16 protein-coding genes are annotated in these 18120 nt (G+C 33.0%); 7 read left to right on the top strand and 9 right to left on the bottom strand.

All coding sequences use genetic code 11. The features are described from left to right. Positions 1 to 71: 71 nt before the first annotated feature. Genes BB050_RS10055 through BB050_RS10025 form a run of 7 tightly spaced genes read right to left on the bottom strand, consistent with a single transcriptional unit; the run spans position 72 to position 5810 of the window. A complete protein-coding gene (locus tag BB050_RS10055) occupies positions 72 to 1739 on the bottom strand; it encodes a tetratricopeptide repeat protein (protein ID WP_066033482.1) in 1668 nt (555 codons plus the stop codon). Positions 1740 to 1755: 16 nt separating this feature from the next. Continuing rightward, the gene (locus BB050_RS10050) at positions 1756 to 2679 is read right to left on the bottom strand and encodes a PstS family phosphate ABC transporter substrate-binding protein (protein WP_066033481.1); all 924 of its coding nucleotides are present in this window, start codon (positions 2677 to 2679) and stop codon (positions 1756 to 1758) included. A gap of 2 nt (positions 2680 to 2681) precedes the next feature. Next, on the bottom strand, positions 2682 to 2909 hold the full coding sequence (locus BB050_RS22280; protein WP_008464973.1) for a hypothetical protein: 228 nt from the start codon (positions 2907 to 2909) through the stop codon (positions 2682 to 2684). Beyond that, entirely contained in the window at positions 2909 to 3712 is an 804-nt protein-coding gene (locus tag BB050_RS10040) for an energy transducer TonB (RefSeq protein ID WP_066033480.1), read from the bottom strand. The genes BB050_RS22280 and BB050_RS10040 overlap by 1 nt, the downstream gene beginning before the upstream one ends. Positions 3713 to 3750: 38 nt before the next feature. Continuing rightward, on the bottom strand, positions 3751 to 4311 hold the full coding sequence (locus BB050_RS10035; RefSeq protein ID WP_066033479.1) for an ExbD/TolR family protein: 561 nt from the start codon (positions 4309 to 4311) through the stop codon (positions 3751 to 3753). An 18-nt stretch (positions 4312 to 4329) separates the two neighbouring features. Next, the gene (locus BB050_RS10030; protein WP_066033478.1) at positions 4330 to 4941 is read right to left on the bottom strand and encodes an ExbD/TolR family protein; all 612 of its coding nucleotides are present in this window, start codon (positions 4939 to 4941) and stop codon (positions 4330 to 4332) included. Positions 4942 to 4985: 44 nt separating this feature from the next. Beyond that, positions 4986 to 5810, bottom strand: coding sequence for a MotA/TolQ/ExbB proton channel family protein (locus BB050_RS10025; protein WP_008464979.1), 825 nt, complete (start codon positions 5808 to 5810; stop codon positions 4986 to 4988). A 379-nt stretch (positions 5811 to 6189) separates the two neighbouring features. On the opposite strand from BB050_RS10025, the gene BB050_RS10020 reads away from it, so the two are divergent. Further along, positions 6190 to 7707: a helicase HerA-like domain-containing protein gene (locus tag BB050_RS10020; protein WP_066033477.1), complete on the top strand. Its 1518-nt coding sequence runs from the start codon at positions 6190 to 6192 to the stop codon at positions 7705 to 7707. A 100-nt stretch (positions 7708 to 7807) separates the two neighbouring features. Here BB050_RS10020 and BB050_RS10015 read toward each other — a convergent pair whose 3' ends face one another. Further along, complete coding sequence (locus BB050_RS10015) at positions 7808 to 9151, bottom strand: FAD-dependent oxidoreductase (protein ID WP_066033476.1); 1344 nt, start codon at positions 9149 to 9151, stop codon at positions 7808 to 7810. Between the two features lie 215 nt (positions 9152 to 9366). Between BB050_RS10015 and BB050_RS10010 the strand changes: the two genes are divergently transcribed. The 5 genes from BB050_RS10010 (at position 9367) to BB050_RS09990 (ending at position 13844) form a co-directional block, all read left to right on the top strand. Then, complete coding sequence (locus BB050_RS10010; protein WP_066033475.1) at positions 9367 to 9960, top strand: GNAT family N-acetyltransferase; 594 nt, start codon at positions 9367 to 9369, stop codon at positions 9958 to 9960. Between the two features lie 63 nt (positions 9961 to 10023). Beyond that, complete coding sequence (locus BB050_RS10005) at positions 10024 to 10818, top strand: helix-turn-helix domain-containing protein (RefSeq protein ID WP_066033474.1); 795 nt, start codon at positions 10024 to 10026, stop codon at positions 10816 to 10818. 74 nt (positions 10819 to 10892) lie between these two features. Next, complete coding sequence (locus BB050_RS10000) at positions 10893 to 11441, top strand: nuclear transport factor 2 family protein (RefSeq protein WP_066033473.1); 549 nt, start codon at positions 10893 to 10895, stop codon at positions 11439 to 11441. Positions 11442 to 11791: 350 nt separating this feature from the next. Then, on the top strand, positions 11792 to 13240 hold the full coding sequence (locus BB050_RS09995; protein ID WP_066033472.1) for a serine hydrolase domain-containing protein: 1449 nt from the start codon (positions 11792 to 11794) through the stop codon (positions 13238 to 13240). A 160-nt stretch (positions 13241 to 13400) separates the two neighbouring features. After that, complete coding sequence (locus BB050_RS09990; protein ID WP_066033471.1) at positions 13401 to 13844, top strand: hypothetical protein; 444 nt, start codon at positions 13401 to 13403, stop codon at positions 13842 to 13844. Positions 13845 to 13959: 115 nt separating this feature from the next. On the opposite strand, the gene BB050_RS09985 is transcribed toward BB050_RS09990, so the two are convergent. Next, positions 13960 to 16350, bottom strand: a complete 2391-nt coding sequence (locus BB050_RS09985) for a penicillin acylase family protein (protein WP_066033470.1) — start codon at positions 16348 to 16350, stop codon at positions 13960 to 13962. Between the two features lie 108 nt (positions 16351 to 16458). On the opposite strand from BB050_RS09985, the gene BB050_RS09980 reads away from it, so the two are divergent. Then, entirely contained in the window at positions 16459 to 18015 is a 1557-nt protein-coding gene (locus BB050_RS09980) for a hypothetical protein (RefSeq protein WP_066033469.1), read from the top strand. Positions 18016 to 18120 lie beyond the last annotated feature (105 nt).

Here is an 18120-nt window from a genome sequence, read left to right as displayed (position 1 = left end):
AATAATATACGGAACAAAAAAAACCGATAGTTTATTGAACTACCGGTTTTTATTATTTATAAAAATCTATATTATTTTAAAGATTTTATTGACTGTGTCGCATATGAATTTGCTGGATCTAAAACTAAAGTTTTATTGAAATATTCAACAGCTTTAGCTTTGTCTGTATTAGCATAAGCAGCACCAATACTGTTGTAAGCTTCAATAATTTTCTTTGCTACAGCTGGTTTCGCCACTTCTTCAGGACCTTTTGCTGTAATTTTAGTAACGTACTCTTCGTAGTTTTTAATGATCAAATCATCTTTGTCTAACAAAGAGTTGATTCTTGCTTTATACAAGTAAGCTTCATCGTAATTAGGAGCTGTAGTTAAAATTTTGTCAAAAGCTGCATCTGCTTTTCCTAAAGCTACAGCATCACGGCTTTCTTTTGGTTTACTAGCGTTACCGTAGTATAAAGAAATTCCATAATAAACACTGTCATCTAAGTAATTTTTAGACTCTGGGTTACTTGCTCCAAGCTCAAAGATAGCAGCTGCTTGTGCATATTGTTTTTTACCGAATAATTCTTTTCCAAAGTCTGCAAATTCTTCAACTACTAAAGGCTCCAATTCAACAGCTTTTTTGATATCAGCTAAACCTGCATCAAAAGCAGCTTGATTTATTGTACCATCAGCAGCTGTTCCTTTTTTAATTTTAGCCAATCCTAAGTAGTAGTAATCTCTACCAATAACTTTGTTTCCTGGCGCTTTGATATAATCTTCTATAGATTTAATTGCTACATCAACATTACCATTTTCGTAAGCCGCATAACCTAAATATCTGTAAATTCTAGGATTTACTTTATCTTGAGCAATCATTTTGTTTGCAACAGTTTCTAGCTGTTTGTAATCTTTTACCAAGATTAAGAAATCTGCATGACGCATTTTAGAATCAAGCGAGTAATCTGTCAAACTTAAATACTTCTCGTAGTTTGTAATTGCATTTTGCAAATTAACTTTAGCAGTAGAAGGTTTATTTCTAGCCCATTTGTAATATGTCTCAGCTAATTCTCTGTAAACTGGCCCATAATTAGCATCTAATGCGATAACTTCATTGAATGATTTAATTGCTTCATCATAAGATTTAGCCCCTTTTAATAAGACACCTAACTGCATTTTTGCTCTCAATAAAGTATTGTCAGCAGTAAATGCATCACGGTATGCTTTGTAAGCATCATTTTGATTGTTTGCTCCATAGTAAGCATCTCCAATTGCTAATAATGCTTGTGCATTCTGCGGATCAACTAATAAAGCGCGTTTTAAAACTTCAATAGCATTTTTATAATCTGGATTTTCAGAGTTCATATATGCTCTAGCGATATAAATAAATTCATTTACATCTTTTTTTCTCATGTCTTTAGTAGCTAGAGCAAAATTTGCTTGAGCAGCTGCAGTGTTTTTTGCATCAAGATCTAATTGACCTAAACCAATATAATTTAAGTTTTTCTTATCTGAAGCCTGCAATCCATTATTGTAATAGATTTTTGCAGAGTCAACAACAGATTGGTTTAAATAAACATTACCTAGTACAAAATTAGCTTCACCATCAGATGGTTTTGCTTTAATAATTGATTTAAGTATGTTTTTTGCTTTATCAAATTGTTCAGCATCAATTGCCTTCTTTGCTTGGTTGATGTCTTGCGCTTTTGCCGCAGTGGCCGAGGCAACTAATGCAAGACTAAAAATTTTAAATTTATTCATCTTTATCGTAATTAATTTATTCTTTATCTTTTATAATTTCACTTCTAATTTTCAGCTTACGCCCTGGAGTTTTATATGGCAGTAAACCTGATTTCAATACTATACGCTGTCCAATATCTCCAGCTATGAATGAAGCAAACCCCATTCCAAGCCCTGAATAACCTTGACAATTGATAATAAACAAATCACGTGCCAAAGGGTACTTCTCCTCTCCAAGGTCATTTTGCGTTGGGCTGTAGTATCCACCACCATTAAGGCCTTGCACACTTAAAACATTTATTTTTTTGATTGTTTCTGTCATGTCAGGAGTTGGCTGATACAGCCAATTTACTCCAATAACACCAATCATTCCATCATTTTCAGAAACAAATTTTATTACTTCGTTATTTGTTTTAAAAGAGAAAACGCCAGCTTTTGGAACTTCATTCACCTTGGCTAAATCTTTCATGTAGCGAACAGTACTTGAATTAGGATTATCAAAAACGAGTCCTTTAATCTTACCATCCGGTTTTCCCTGAATAAAATCGATTACACTTTTCAACGCAACAAGAGTATCATTATTGCTTTTGTTTGAAATAAAAGCAACTGCATCACGTGCAAAAGGCGTCACTCTAGGATTAATTTTGCTTTTTTCAAAACGAGTCTTCTCTTCTGGAGTCAGATCTCGAGTTGTGATGACAACTTTAGCTTTTTGATTTAATAAATCATTAATTACTTCAGCTTCTGATTTTGGCTTTACTGTAATTTTTGCATCATAGTAAGTTCCTTCAAAAACAGCAACCTGATCGTCTACGATTTGTTTTACAGTTTCATCAACTGTAATATCAAGTGATCCTTTTAAAATGGTTTCTTTTTCAGCTTCATTTTTGCTTTTTTGGTTGCACATTGCAAACAAAAAGACAAAAACCATCAAACCTAAAGCCTTACTATATTTCAACATAATTATTCTTTTGAATTAATTAATCTTAAAAATCTTATTCCAGAATATACAATTAGTAAACCTCCAAATGCATATCTGTATTTAGGTTCCATATTCAATGGGAGTTTTTCCCAAAACATAATCATTAAACCGAGTACAAGATATATTAAAAAAAAGAGTATTCCTAAAACAAGAAGAAATCGCTCTTTGAGCGATTTCTTCTGAATATTATTAAGCATATCTTTTAACATTATTCTGCAGATTGAATAGTAATAGGAAGAGAGTATAATACCCTAACTTTTTTACCATTTTGCTCGCCGGGAGTCCATTTTGGACATTTCTTAAGAACACGAATTGCTTCTGCTCCTGTTCCGTAACCGATATCTCTTAAAACTTTAATATCTGTTAACGACCCGTCTTTTTCAACTACAAACGTAACGTAAACTTTACCTTTTAAACCTTCTTCTTCTGGAGTTTTGTAGTTGTTTCCTACGAATTTGTAGAATTTATCAATACCTCCTGGGAAATCTGGTTTTACTTCGATACCAGCTGTGTTGTATACAGTGTTATCTTCTTGAACCACCTCTGCTACTGGTCCTTTACCAACTGGCTCATCAACAGTTAAAACTGCATCTGGATCACCTTTGATAGTCTCAGCACCAACTTTTTTGTCTTTTAAATCAACAATTTTTGGTGGGTCTTCAGTTACTTCCTCCGCTTTTGCAACCACAGGCTTAACGAATTTAACCTGATCCACTTTTGGTGGCGGTGGTGGTGGCGGTGGTGTATTTGGTTTAATTTCCTCTTTTTTCTTTGGAGGTAATTTTACCGTTGCAATCTTAATATCTTTGTTCACCTCTTCTTCTGAAGAATCAGGTAAGAAACTTGCAATAAGAGGAGCAGCAACTGCAAAACTGAAAATAAGAGAACCGATAACAAGTGCTTTCACAGTTGTTTTTCCGTTCGATTTTCTCAGCTCGTATGCTCCATATATCTTATTACGACCTTCGAATACGATATCAAGCCACTGATTTTTTATAATATCTAATTTCATTTTTCTTGATTTTTAAGTTGACAAAACTAAGATTGCTCTTATTTTTTATCTATCAATTTCGTTTCCTCTGGTGTAAACTCTGGAACAATCGCATAAGTTTCAACTCCAGTGATAGCCATCTCATCTAAGATATCAACCAGATTACGGTAATTTGATTTCTTAGTTGGTTTAATAATCACAATGATTCCGTTTTTAGGTTTCCCTAAAGCTGCAGAATAAGCTAAAACATTTTTTTTCTGTTTAAGTAATTCTTTACGGATACCATCTTTACCATATGCAATGTCTTTTGGCCCTACTTTCGGTGTCGCTAATAATCCCATATAGTAAACCATTTTATTATCGCCACCTAACATTACTGTCATGGTACGATTTTCGTCTACTTTAGTATCAACTTTTGGTTTATTTGGATCATCCTCTTTATCAGGCAACGACAAATCCATCGATTGTGGTTTTGACAACGAAGTAGTTAACATAAAGAATGTAATCAATAAGAATGCCAAATCCACCATCGCCGTTAAATCGACTTTCGAATTCTGCTTTTTGCTTCTTACTTTACCACCTTTACCACCACCGCCGTCGCCGGTATTTAATTCAGCCATTTAGTGTATATTTTTAAATTAAAAGTCTTTCCCTCTCGTACCTGTAACTAAGTTAAAGGAATTGATTTTCTGATCTTGTAAGATATCCATAATCTTTTTGATTTTTGGATACTCTTCCTTCGCATCTCCCTTAATAGCAATCTGCAATTCTTTGTCATCTAAATCAATTGTAGCTCTTCTAGAAATTAGAAGCCATTCTTTTAATTGATTATCTAATGAGTCCAAAGGAATTCCAGGTTGATTTGCTTTGGTTCTGTCCGCCGCTTTCATATCAATGATCTGCTTTAAACCTGTAACTGGCACACCGAAGTCGTCCATCAATGCAAATTTGGTTTTATCTTCTTCAGAGAAATTAATACCATATTTTGCACCAATTCCTTCAAGAGTTCTTTTACGAATCTCTCTTCCTTTGATGTCAAAAAATACTTTTCCTTTTCCTACTGTAATAATAGCCAAATCTGTATCTGGTAATTTAGTTTGTACAGTAGATGCAGGAGTATCTACAGGAAGTGCCTCTGGCACTTTAGCAGTAGCGGTCAAAATAAAGAACGTTAGCAAAAGGAACGCTACATCACACATCGCAGTCATATCTGTCGATGTAGACTTTTTTTTCATTTTTATTTTAGCCATTATCTTTTATTTTATTTTTTTGATAAATAAATATCAAAAATTAATTATTGTCTTAAACTTCCTCTGAATTTTCTGTAAGTATTAACGATTGTAGTACCAGCCTCATCGATAGAGTAAGTTAAATCGTCAATTTTAGCAGTAAAGAAGTTGTAAGAAACAATTGCTAAGATAGAAGTAGAGATACCTGTAGCAGTGTTGATAAGTGCCTCAGAGATACCTGTTGCAAGAGCAGCTTGGTCAGGAGTACCAGCAGAAGCTAACGCACCAAACGCTTTAATCATACCAGATACAGTTCCTAATAATCCTCCTAATGTACCTAAAGATACTAAAGTAGAGATAATAGTCATGTTTTTCTCTAACATTGGCATTTCTAATGAAGTTGCCTCTTCAATTTCTTTGTGGATTACTTCTGAAGCTTCTTCGCTGTTGAATCCTTCTTTTTTAACATCTTGGTATTTTACTAAAGCTGATTTAATTGCGTTTGCAACTGAACCTTGTTGTTTGTCGCAAGAAGCGATAGCAGCTTCGATGTTTCCTTCTTTAATACTTCCTTGAACACTTTTCATGAATTTGTCAAGGTTAGTTTTTCCAGCAGCTTTACCGATAACAATAAATCTTTCAATAGAAAAAACAACAACCATTAAAAACATACCTAATAATACTGGTACGATGAAACCTCCTTTATATACTTGTCCTAATGTATTGATTGGATGTCCTGTTTCTGGATTACCTCCTTCGAAGTTCGCAGAATCCCCCATGATTACTTTCCAAATAAACACCCCTACTAAGATACACGCTACAATAATGATTCCTGTGATCATTCCTCCGCCATTTGAAGTGCTTTCTTTTTTAACTTTAACGTTTGCCATTTTTTTTAATTTTAATAGTTTTAAATAATTTTTATTTTTTAGTTATATTTAACTTGTAGAGGAGCAAATTTATACGTTTAGTTTAAATAAAAAAACTTTTTTTAATTTAATTGACCGAAATTTAACTTCAAATTAAAAAATATCTCATTAAATTGGTCGCATCATTTTTTAGATAAAACAAAAAAAAGGACGATAATTAGAAAAATTACAACGTTTTAGTAAATATTCAAAGATTCCTTTGATATCTTCTTAAAAAGCTGAGATTTTTTTTTTTATTAATTTTTCAATCAAAAAAAGCTTTTTCTTACTAAAAAAAACCACATAAAAAGCGCCCAAAAACAAAGCAATATTCATAACAATCTAAATTACAAATAAAAACATGAATAAAAAAGAGAATTTTATTGCAGACATAAATACTGGGTACTCATCTAAGGGAGACAGCATCATACTTGGAGGTGCAATTCTTGATGGTGAGCCAATTGCAGAAGCGCATGTCAAAATTCCACTAAAAACTTTAAATCGTCACGGGTTAATTGCTGGCGCAACTGGAACAGGAAAAACGAAAACAATTCAGGTTTTTTCTGAACAGCTTTCTAATGCGGGAATTCCTGTACTGATGATGGATATTAAAGGAGACTTTAGTGGTATTGCAAAAGAAGGTAAAGAAGAAGGTTTTATTACAGAACGTCATGCTAAAATTAATATACCTTATAATGTAGCAGCATTTCCTGTTGAATTGATGTCTTTATCCAAACAGAATGGAGTACGCCTTCGCGCCACTGTTTCTGAGTTTGGACCTGTTTTATTTTCTCGAATTTTAGATTTAAATGATACTCAAGCCGGGGTCGTTGCGGTTATTTTCAAATATTGTGATGATAACAAGATGCCTTTATTGGATTTAAAAGACATTAAAAAAGTAATTAATTATATCACTGAAGAAGGCAAAGACGAAATCGCTGCCAGTTATGGAAAAATTTCGACTGCCACAACTGGAACTATTCTTAGAAAGATTATAGAATTGGAACAGCAAGGCGGTGATTTGTTTTTTGGCGAATTGTCTTTTGAGACTGATGATTTGATGCGAATTGATGAAAACGGAAAAGGTTATGTAAATATCATCCGCTTGACGGATATTCAGGATAAACCAAAATTATTCTCGACTTTTATGTTAAGTCTTTTGGCCGAAATTTATCAGAAGATGCCAGAAAAAGGAGATGCAGATCAGCCTGAATTGGTAATCTTTATTGACGAAGCACATTTAATTTTTAATGAAGCCAGCAAAGCACTTTTAGAGCAGATTGAAACAATCGTAAAATTGATTCGTTCAAAAGGTGTCGGACTTTATTTTGTTACCCAAAATCCAATGGATGTTCCAAGCGGTGTTTTGGCTCAGTTAGGATTAAAGATTCAGCATGCGCTAAGAGCTTTTACAGCAAATGATCGTCAGGCGATTAAAAAAACAGCGGACAACTACCCTACTTCTCCTTATTATAAAACAGACGAATTATTAACGAGTTTAGGAATTGGAGAAGCTTTGGTAACAGCATTAAACGAAAAAGGTATTCCAACTCCTCTTGTAGCGACCATGATGCGTGCACCAATGAGCCGAATGGATGTTTTATCTCAATCTGAAATTGATGAAATAAACGGCAAATCGAAATTAGTTAAGAAATACGCTGAAGAAATTGACCGCGAGAGTGCTTTTGAAATTTTAAACAAAAAACTGACGGAAGCAGCAGAAGCCGCAGCTCAGCAAGAAGAACAAGCTCCTGCCAAATCAACAAAAGCAGGGCCAAGCACTACAGAAGTTGTTACAAAATCTGTTTTGAAAGTAGTAACAAGCGCTACTTTTATAAGAGGTGTTTTTGGGGTTCTGACTAAAATATTTAAGAAATAAAAAAAACTAAACCATCTAAAATATAAAACCCGACAAATTCTTGCAAATCTGTCGGGTTTATTATTTTGTATAAAGTTTATACTTATATTAGGTATAAAACTTAGGCCTGCTCCAATAATGTCAAAATTCTCTTTTCGACTTCTGGACCATCCCAAATGTTTTCGATATTTTCCATTTTAAGAACTTCTTCCATGATTCCGTTTTGATAATCTCCGATTGCTAAAGCTTCGGCATATGGTCGATCACTGAAAGTAACACGGCTATAAAGAGGAATCCACTTGTCTGGATGTTTATCTGAGAAGACTTTTTCTATTTTCTTTTGTAGCAAGAATTTTTCATCTGCTGTTTTGGTACTCATCTCTAAGAAATTTCGATACGAAAGTTCTGCAATGGCATCTGCATTGGGTTTTCTTGAGATTTGATATTCTGTAAATATTTTTTTCCAATCGTCTTGGTACTTTTCAATCATTTCGCTCAAAACGGTGATATCTTCAAATCCAGCATTCATACCTTGTCCGTAAAAAGGAACAATAGCATGACAAGCATCTCCAATCAAAGCAATTTTGTTTTCGTACGTCCAAGGGAAACATTTCATGGTAACCAAAGTACTAGTTGGATTTTTAAAGAAATCATTTGCCAGTTCTGGAATTACTTCAATAGAATCTGGGAAATTTTTCTCGAAGAAATCTTCAACCATTTTACGGTCGGTTAGCGATTCAAAAGAATTTTCTCCTTCAAAAGGCATAAATAAAGTACAGGTAAAACTTCCATCAAGATTAGGGAGCGCAATTAACATGTATTCGCCTCTTGGCCAAATATGAAATGAGTTTTTATCTAATTTATGCGTTCCGTCTGGATTTGCTGGAATATTTAATTCTTTATAGCCCATATTTAAAAATTCCTGAGAATAATTAAACATACTCTGACGCTGCATTCTGTGACGAATTCTAGAAAAAGCCCCATCGGCACCAAAAACCATATCAAACTTTCTTTCTTCCCACTCTCCCCTTTCGCTTTCGCCAATATGAAGCGTTGCATCGTTTAAAGTAACATCCCAAACTTTTTGTTCAAAATGAAATTCGGCTCCTGCTTCTTCAGCAAGATCAATCATTTTTCTGTTTAATGTTCCTCTTGAAATAGAATATATGGATTCTCCTTCTTGTCCGTAATTCTGAAAATTTAGTTTGTCTACCAAATGAATCGCGCGTTTATCCATCGGAATTGCAATTTCTCTAACTGCATCGCCTACACCAACTGCATCCAAAGCTTTCCAGCCACGGTTGGACATTGCTAAATTAATAGAACGGCCAGAAAAATTTATATTTCTAATATCGGGGCTGCGGTCATAGACATGAACAGTGTGACCAGCTCTTTTAAGATAAATTGCCAGAAGCGACCCTACAAGTCCAGAACCAACAACTGCAATTTTTAATGATGTTTGCATCGAGGAAAATCTAATATTGGGTCGTAAAAATAACTAATAATTGTACATGAGCCTTAAAATAAACGAACAAATGTTGTAAATAATCATTTCCTAAGATTTACGTGGTTTCATATCAATTTAAAAATATAACAAAATGTTATTTTATTAAATTTATTTACAAAAATTAAACAATTAGTTTTGTGTTAAATTATTTCCATAAACTAAACTCAAAATTCATGAACAGCGAAATTCTAAAGTCAGACATTATATTAGAGAATGAAAAAGTGCTTTTAGTTCCATTTGAAAGCAAAAGAAACATAGAACTCAAGGAAATTATTTTTGATGATGAAATCTGGAAGTATATGGGAATGTATGTTCGTAACGATGAAGATTTTGAAAACTATATAAAAAGTACATTAAAACAAAAAGCAGACGGAATTTGTTATCCATTTCTTATTATTGACAAAGCCACAAACCGAGTTGCTGGAAGCACGCGTTATGGTTATTTGAATCACGCAAGCCAAAAATGTGAAATTGGGTGGACGTGGTACGGCAAAGATTTTCAGGGAACTGGTTTAAACAAAGCGTGTAAATATGAATTATTGAATTTTGGTTTTGAAAATATTCAATTTCGAAGAATACAATTCAGTGCCGATCTTGAAAATTTAAGATCTCAAAAAGCTATTGAAAAATTAGGCGCCGTAAAAGAAGGCGTTTTTAGAAACAATTATGTCGATTCTGAAGGGAAAAGTAAAGATGATGTTTATTTCAGTATTATTTTGGAAGAATGGCAGAATACTAAACGAGATAATTTTGGAGAGTTTGTTTAAAACAATAACTCAGAAAAACTGTATTTTAGTCTGCGATTTTAAACTATTACATCACAGACTAAAATGCAGTTATACTCCGAACATTATGTAAATTCTAAAACGGAACGATTCGTCAATAAAATTTGGTGTTTGGACAACAGCATTGGCGAAAGCCTGATCGAAAACAAACTTGTTCTGCCAAACGGCTGTTTCAATCTCGCTTTTGTAACTGGAAATTCCATCGAAGTTCATACGAGTAAAGCCAAATATGAGATGAACGAAGGTGTTTACTTTTGTTCGCAAATGACTAATAAAGTTCTGGTCAATATTTATCCGAAAACAAAAGTTACCATCATTCAGTTTCATACATGGACACTTTCGATGTTTCCTAAATATGATTTAAGCAATTTTACCGATTCCATCATCAAAATTAATCCCGAAGAGCTACCTCTTAAAATTCAGATTGGCTCTGATATTGAGATTATATTAAATACAATAAATACTTATTTTGAAGCTTTATCTGATTTGCATTCAGAAAAAAATACCATTGAAAAAATCTGCGAAATCATTAAAAGTCAAGATTCCGAAATTTCGGTTTCAGAAATCAGTACAGCATTAAAAACTTCACATCGATTGCTTCAGATTAAGTTTAAAACGGCAACTGGATTAACAATTAAAAAATATATTCAGATTTTAAAGTTTCGAAAATCTGTTGATCAAATGGTGAATTCTGATTTAGAAAAATTAAAACTGACCGATATTGCGCTTTACAATAAATATTTTGATCAATCCCATTTTATAAGAAAGTTTAAAGATGTAACGAAAACGACTCCCAAAACATTCGATCCTGATTCGTATTTTCTTTCTCATAAAAGATAAGTTTTCGCATTTGTACAATTTTGTGAGTTTTGATTGAATTACTTTTGTTGAATCAATCAAATAATCAATCACAAATGAAATCTAATCAATCTCTTATTCCACTAAAATTTCTTTTAATTGGAATTCTCTTTATCCAAACCCAAGTTGGGTTTTCTCAAGAATCTAAAAATTCCATTTTGTATAAAACCATTATGGCAAAAGACAGTCTTCTCTTTGACATCGGATTTAATGCCTGCGATATAAAACAATTTGAAAACTTATTTAGCGACGAACTTGAATTTTATCATGACAAAGACGGGTTTTCAAATAAAGCAGATTTTTTAAAAAGTTTTAAAAACGGATTATGCGGTTCGCAAGAAACGTATCGGTCAAGAAGAGAATTGGTTGCAGGAAGCACTGAGATTTATCCTTTATACAAAAAAGGTGTTTTGTACGCCGCAATACAAATTGGCATTCATCAGTTTTATGAAACTACTGCCACAAAAGGGCAACCATTATTAAAGAAAAACGAAAAACTTGTAGGCAAAGCCAAATTTACCCATTTGTGGATTTTAGAAAATAATGAGTGGAAATTAAAACGAGCTTTAAGCTATAATCATTCTGCTGTAAACTCGAAGCAATAGACTTAATTTAATCATTATGCTAAAATTATTTATCCTTGTATTATTGTATATAAGCAAAATTCTAACGGCTTAATTTACCTAAAAATATTTGTTAGTTATGAGCATAGACCCGCGTAAAAGTTGCTTTGGTCTGTGCTCTGATTTTTTATATTCTGAAAAAAATAAAAAAAACTGCTTTTTGTTGAAACCAAATCGCAAATCAATCGTCTAAAATTCTAGGACATTTATTTATTCAGTAAAAAAACATATTTTTGATTTAATATACTGAATATCTTTTTGTTGCAAAGTTTCAATCATCAATCAAAAAGCGAATCAATTTCACCAATCTTAAAAAACATAATCAATCCATTATGAAAAAATCAATCAAACTTATTGCACTTTTTGTTGCCTTCCAGTTTACTGCATTCAGCACATTTGCTCAAGATAAAGCGCAGCAAATCGAACAGCTTTTAAACAAATACAATGAATACGGACAATTTAACGGTTCTGCTCTAGTAGCCGAAAACGGAAAGGTAATTTTTAAAAAAGGATTTGGCTCTGCCAACATGGAATGGAATATCCCGAATCAGCCTGATACTAAATTCAGATTGGGTTCAATCAGTAAACAATTTACTGCTCTTTTGATTATAAAACTGGCAGAAGAAGGAAAAATCAAACTAGATGTTCCTATTACTACTTATCTTCCGGATTATCCAAAGGAAAATGGCAATAAAATTACGATTCATCATTTATTGACTCATACCTCTGGAATTCCAAATTATACCAATGCACCAAATTTTCTAAAAGAAAAAGCAAGAAATCCTTATACTCCAGAAGCTTTTGTAAAAACATTTTCTAGTCTTCCGCTAGATTTTGCTCCGGGCGAAAAGTTCAACTATAGCAATTCCGGTTATTTTCTATTGGGCTATATTATCGAAAAAATTACTGGCAAATCGTATGAGCATAATCTTCAAGAAACGATTTTTACACCTCTAAGAATGGTTAATACTGGTTACGATCATAGCGAGGTTATTATAAAAAATAGAGCTGCAGGTTATGAAAAAGAAGGAAAGAAAATTGTCAACGCTCCTTATCTTGACATGAGCATTCCTTACGCCGCTGGGTCTTTGTATTCTACTGTAGAAGATTTGTATTTATGGGATCAAGCACTTTATACTAATAAATTGCTTTCTGAGAAAAGCATGGATTCTTTATTTAAACCTTACATTAAAGCATGGAATGGTTTTTACGGATACGGATGGTCAACTTATGAAGTGCCAAACGGAAACGATAAATTGACTGTTGTGGAGCACGGTGGTGGCATCAACGGATTTAATACTATTATTTCGCGTATTCCTAAAGACAAGAATCTTGTTGTTTTATTGAATAACACTGGCGGAACTGTTTTGGGAGAAATGAATACAGCAATTCGCGCTATTTTATACAACCAGCCTTTTAATCAGCCCAAAAAATCATTGGCTCTTGACTTATTAGATATTTATAATGAAAAAGGTGCAACGGCTGGAACAGAAGCCTACAAAAAGCTAAAAAACGATCCAACCTATGCCATTAAAGAAGGTGACATGAATAGAGTTGGATATCAATTATTGCAAACTGGAAAAAAGAAAGAAGCGATTGAAGTTTTCAAAATCAATGTAGAAGCTTTCCCTAAATCTGGAAATGTTTATGATAGTTTAGGTGAAGCGTATTTAGCTGATGGAGACAAAAAATTAGCCATGGTCAACTATAAAAAATCTGTTGAATTGGATCCTACAAATGAAGGCGGGAAAAAAGTTTTGGAAGAGCTTTCTAAAAAATAAAGGCAAATAATTGTAGATTAAATTCTTATAAATGGCTCCGAAAAAGTAGATATAAAATCTATTTTTTCGGAGCTTTTTTGTTACAACTTGGGACATCCAAATTCGGTGAATTATTTTTTTTTAATGCTATTTTAGCTCACCCAAAATAACTTAATCACCTATGAAAAATCTAAAAAATCACAGTTTCTTAGCTGTATTGGTATGTCTTTTTATTTCTTCTAAATCTTTATCACAAAACAGTCAGCCGCTGATGCCAAGTCAGCAAAATAAGATTATAATTGATAAAATTGTTGAGGCAACTTGCTACAAAAATTATGTGATTGATTTTTGTTTATCTAAAATAAATGAAGCTTCAGCAAAAGAAGGTTGGAACGAACAAAAAGCGATGGAAATTACGCAAAGTATCAATTACAAAAATTTCAGAGATGCCATCTACAATAGTTTTGTAGTTTTTGACGAAGTTGAATTGGAAACTTTATTAAAAGCTTACGAAAAAGACACCGTTTATCAGTCCCAAAATGTAATGACCAATAATAAAGTGCTTATTAATAATCTAAACATTTTTGCTGATGATATTGTGAAGGGGAAATATGTTTCTAAATAAGATGCTAAGGTTCTGAGATACTAAGGTTCTAAGTTTTTTTGTGCGCTTATCTTTGTCAAAGTTTGAAACTTTGACAAAGATTGTAACCTGAAACTTGAAACTTTGAAAGCAAAAACTATTTCTTCGGTTTCAAAACCAATTTCGTTGAAGTCTTTATGATTTCGTCTTTGTTTAGTTTCATTTTTCTGAACTTTCCTTCATTGTACATTTCGGCCTGATCGTCGTAATGTTTGCTAAAAGGATTTCCAGATTGTCCAGTTGGTAAAATGCTCCAGCTGTTTTCTACATCGGCAAAATCGACAATTCTTCTTGTTGAAGGTCCGCCTTTGGTGTAATATTTTCCTTCATCATTAAATCCGAAGAATAAATTATTGATTACTTCATTTGAACCTGGAGAATTAAACGGCCCGACATTAAACAATCCGCGAAGCGCTTTGACTTTTCCTAAAGGATGTTCGTGTTCTACAGTATGTACTTTACCCCAATTCCATTCTGCAATATTTTCTCCTAACTGATTTTGCAAAGCAATAACAGCATCGTGAAATGATTTTGAAACAACGTCTGTTCTCGTTTCCTTCACATTTTTTGTTTTAATATTATCCCACCAAACCGAATTTTCGTTTTTTATTTGGTTCGCAATGACTTGTTTCCCGAGAGAAATTCCTAAAAATAAATTGAAATTGTCTTTGCCCATTTCATCCTCAAATGTATTTTTCAAATACAGATAAATCCATTTGTTGTAAATCGTCGGTGCAACATCTTCAATATTTGTTGTTCCTTTCCAAGATTTTAAAACTCCCAAAACCTCTTTTTCATTATACGAAAGCGATTTATTGTCTAAACTTGCCATCAAATTTTTAACTACCTCAACAGCAACATCAGAAGTATTGTCATAAATCATTTTGCTGATAGCTTCCTTATCCCAATCAGATTTCGCATCTAAAATTCCTGAGATTCTTTTGGCGCGATCTTCTGGCAGATAATATCCTGGATATAAATAGCCATTATCTATAGCTTCCGGCTGATTATTCGCAGAATAAACATATCCCCAAACTGGGTTTTCAGCTGATGGATTTTCTTCAAAATCTAAAAATTTGGTAATATCATCTTTACCGCTTGAACCGTCTAAAATTAAATGTGTATTAACGCCTTCATTATGTCGGTACAATTTCCCGCTCGCCCACCAAGCCACATTTCCTTTGGCGTCTCCGTACATTACATTCAAGCCAGGCGCAGCAATTAAACTCACAGATTTTTTAAAATCAGTAGTGTTTTTAGAGTGAGAAAGACCGTAAGCCGCGTCTAAAATCTGAATCGGTTCTCTTGTGTATGTCCAAGACATTGCAATCGGATTTTTCTTTTCCAAACGATCGATAAAATCATTCATAACTGGACCATGACGTGTAATTTTAACTGCCAAAACAACATCTGAAGAATCTTTAACTTTTATCGTTTTTTTTCTAATTTCATATTTACCGAAACCTATCGGAGTCTGATATTGAGAAGCATCATCAGCTTTATTTTTTTCTTGATAAAAATCGATATCATCATTTTCAAACATCGTTAAACCGTAAGCGTAATCTCTGTTATGAGCCAAAAGCGGAAACGGAGTTCCTGCCAAATAACAGCCGTATAATTCATGTTTTGGCGTTACAATATGCGCTTCATACCAAGTTGCAGGCTGCGAAAACCCAATATGCGGATCATTAGCAAAAATAACTTTTCCTGTTTTCGATTTGTGCGGACCAACAACCCAGCTGTTACTTCCAACAAATGGCGGAATCGGAGATTGATCCAACATGGCGGTTATAGATTTTGAAATCTCGGTATATTCCTCAGTTTTTTCTTTTGAAATTTTAATTCTGGTAGTATTAAATTCTCCTTCAATACCTAAATCTTTCAAATAAGCAACGCCGTATTTATTTTTAATATCTGTCAATAATGGATCTGTTTTCTGAGCCATAGCAAAACTAAAAGACATATAACCAAAAATATTATAAACGTCTTTTATGGTAAACTTCTGCTTTTTTACGCCAACCAAAGTAAATTCTATCGGAGTTACTCCTTCTTCGAGATATTGATTAATTCCGTCCAGATAAGCTTGAGTGAGTTTATAGCTTTCGCTGTTTTTATCCAATTTTGCAATGGCTTTCGCCGAAGCTTCTTCAATTCCGATTCCAGCAAAAAATTTATCATTCTTTAGCGCAACTCCACCAAAAATTTCAGAAAGACGTCCTGGCGCAATTCGTCGTAATAATTCCATTTGCCACAATCTTTCTTGCGCATGCACATAACCAAGTGCCGTCATGGCATCTTTTTCAGAATCTGCATAAATATGAGGCACTCCAAAATCATCAAAATAGACTGTTGTTTCTTTATTAAGATTTTTTAATTCTAATAAACCTTCGTACTTAGGCTTTAAATGAAAAATATAGGCGCACAAACCAATCGCAAGAATTACTATAAGAACCAATAAGGCCAGCAGGATTTTTTTAATTATTCTCATATTCTTAAAAAGGATGAAATTTGTAATAATGTAATTTTTCTAAAAAATCTTATAAGAGACAGCCGTCTTTAAAACTCTAAATTTATGTATTTAAAATTAATACTATAAATGTCAATCTATAAAAAAATAGCGATTGTAGTAATTTCTCTGCTAGTTATTGCAATTCTTGCCAACATCGGGTTGAATTACTGGATAAAAAAACAGCTTCCAATTATTATTCACGAAAAAAATAAAACCGCATATAATATCAATTATGAAAAAATTGAAGTTTCTCTTTTTTCTAGAAATATTAATGCCCAAACTTTGCTTGTAAGTCCGAAAAACGAGCCTAAAGACAGTAAAAATGGGCTTTTTTCAAAAATCGAATCCATCACCATAAAACACTTTAACATTTGGGATTTGGCTTTCCGTGACATCATTCAAGCTGAGAGTATCATTATTAATAAACCACGAATCATTTTATACAAAAAAGGCGAAAAATTAATCAATAACAGTAAAAGCATTGAAAAAGAAATTATTGATCCCTTCCGAAAAATTATAGCAGTTTCTAATATTTACCTCAACGACGGATCTGTTGATGTTGTTTCTCTAGATACAGAAAAACCCATTTTCAGCGTTAAAAAAATCCTTTTAAAACTAGAAGGCATTTTAATTACTGATGCTACTTTGAAAGAAAAAATTCCGATTCGATATGAAAAGTATGCTCTAGTTTGCGACAGTTTGTTTTATAGGCCAAATGGTTTCTATTATATCAATATTGGAAAAATAAGTACCGAAAAGAATTTTTTAAAAATCAATAATTTCTCTAATCTTCCTCAATTTGAACGATATGAATTTGTAAAAAGACTCGACAAAGAAAAAGACATTTACAATTTAAAATTTGATTCGGCTCAGGTTGAAAAAATGGATTGGGGATTTAAAAATAATCGCTTTTATTTCAAAGCCAATTCGCTTGTGATCAATCATTTTGATGCCAATATTTACCGCGGAAAAATGCTAAAAGACGATCCAAGCAAAAAATATCTGTACAATCACTTACTGCGAAATCTAAAATTTCCGCTGCAAATTGACACACTTCAGGTTTTGAAATCAAAATTAGTTTACGAAGAAGAACTTGATGTTGCCAAAGGCCCTGGAGTTTTAACTTTTGATAGGTTCAATCTTCAGGCAACTAATTTGCGAAGCGGTTTTGGCTTAAAAAAAATGGATGATGTAAAAATAAAAGTCAAATGTATTTTTATGAAAAATTCTCCTCTTGATGTCGATTGGAGTTTTAATGTTCTGGACAAAAGTGACGGATTTCATATTCAAGGCGTAATTTCAAATTTTGATGTTCGAGGAATGACGAGATTTACCAAACCGTATATCAATACGACTTTTACTGGAACTTTCAATAAATACCGATTTAATTTCTACGGAAACGATAATGGATCAAAAGGAAATGCTTCTCTAGATTACGATGATCTCAAAGTAAAATTATACAGGAAAAAAAATCATGAAAAAGAAGCCAAACTTAAAACAGCTGTTGCCAATTTATTAGTCAAAAACGATTCGAAAGACAAAGCCAAAACTGCAGAAGTTGAAGTAGAACGGCTTCAAGACAGATCATTCTACAATCTTTTGTGGAGAAGTATTGCGGAATCTTTGAAGAAGATTTTGATTTAGTTTTTTGCCCCGAATTCACGAATTAGCTCAATTTTTTGTGACTATTTAATTCCAATTACACAAATCAAAAGAATAAAATTCGTGAATTTGTGGCTGAAAAACCTT

It is taken from the genome of Flavobacterium anhuiense, assembly GCF_001705175.1.
GTDB lineage: Bacteria > Bacteroidota > Bacteroidia > Flavobacteriales > Flavobacteriaceae > Flavobacterium > Flavobacterium anhuiense.
The sequence above is the reverse complement of the archived record's forward strand: the minus strand, read 5'-3'. Positions and strand labels throughout refer to the sequence as shown.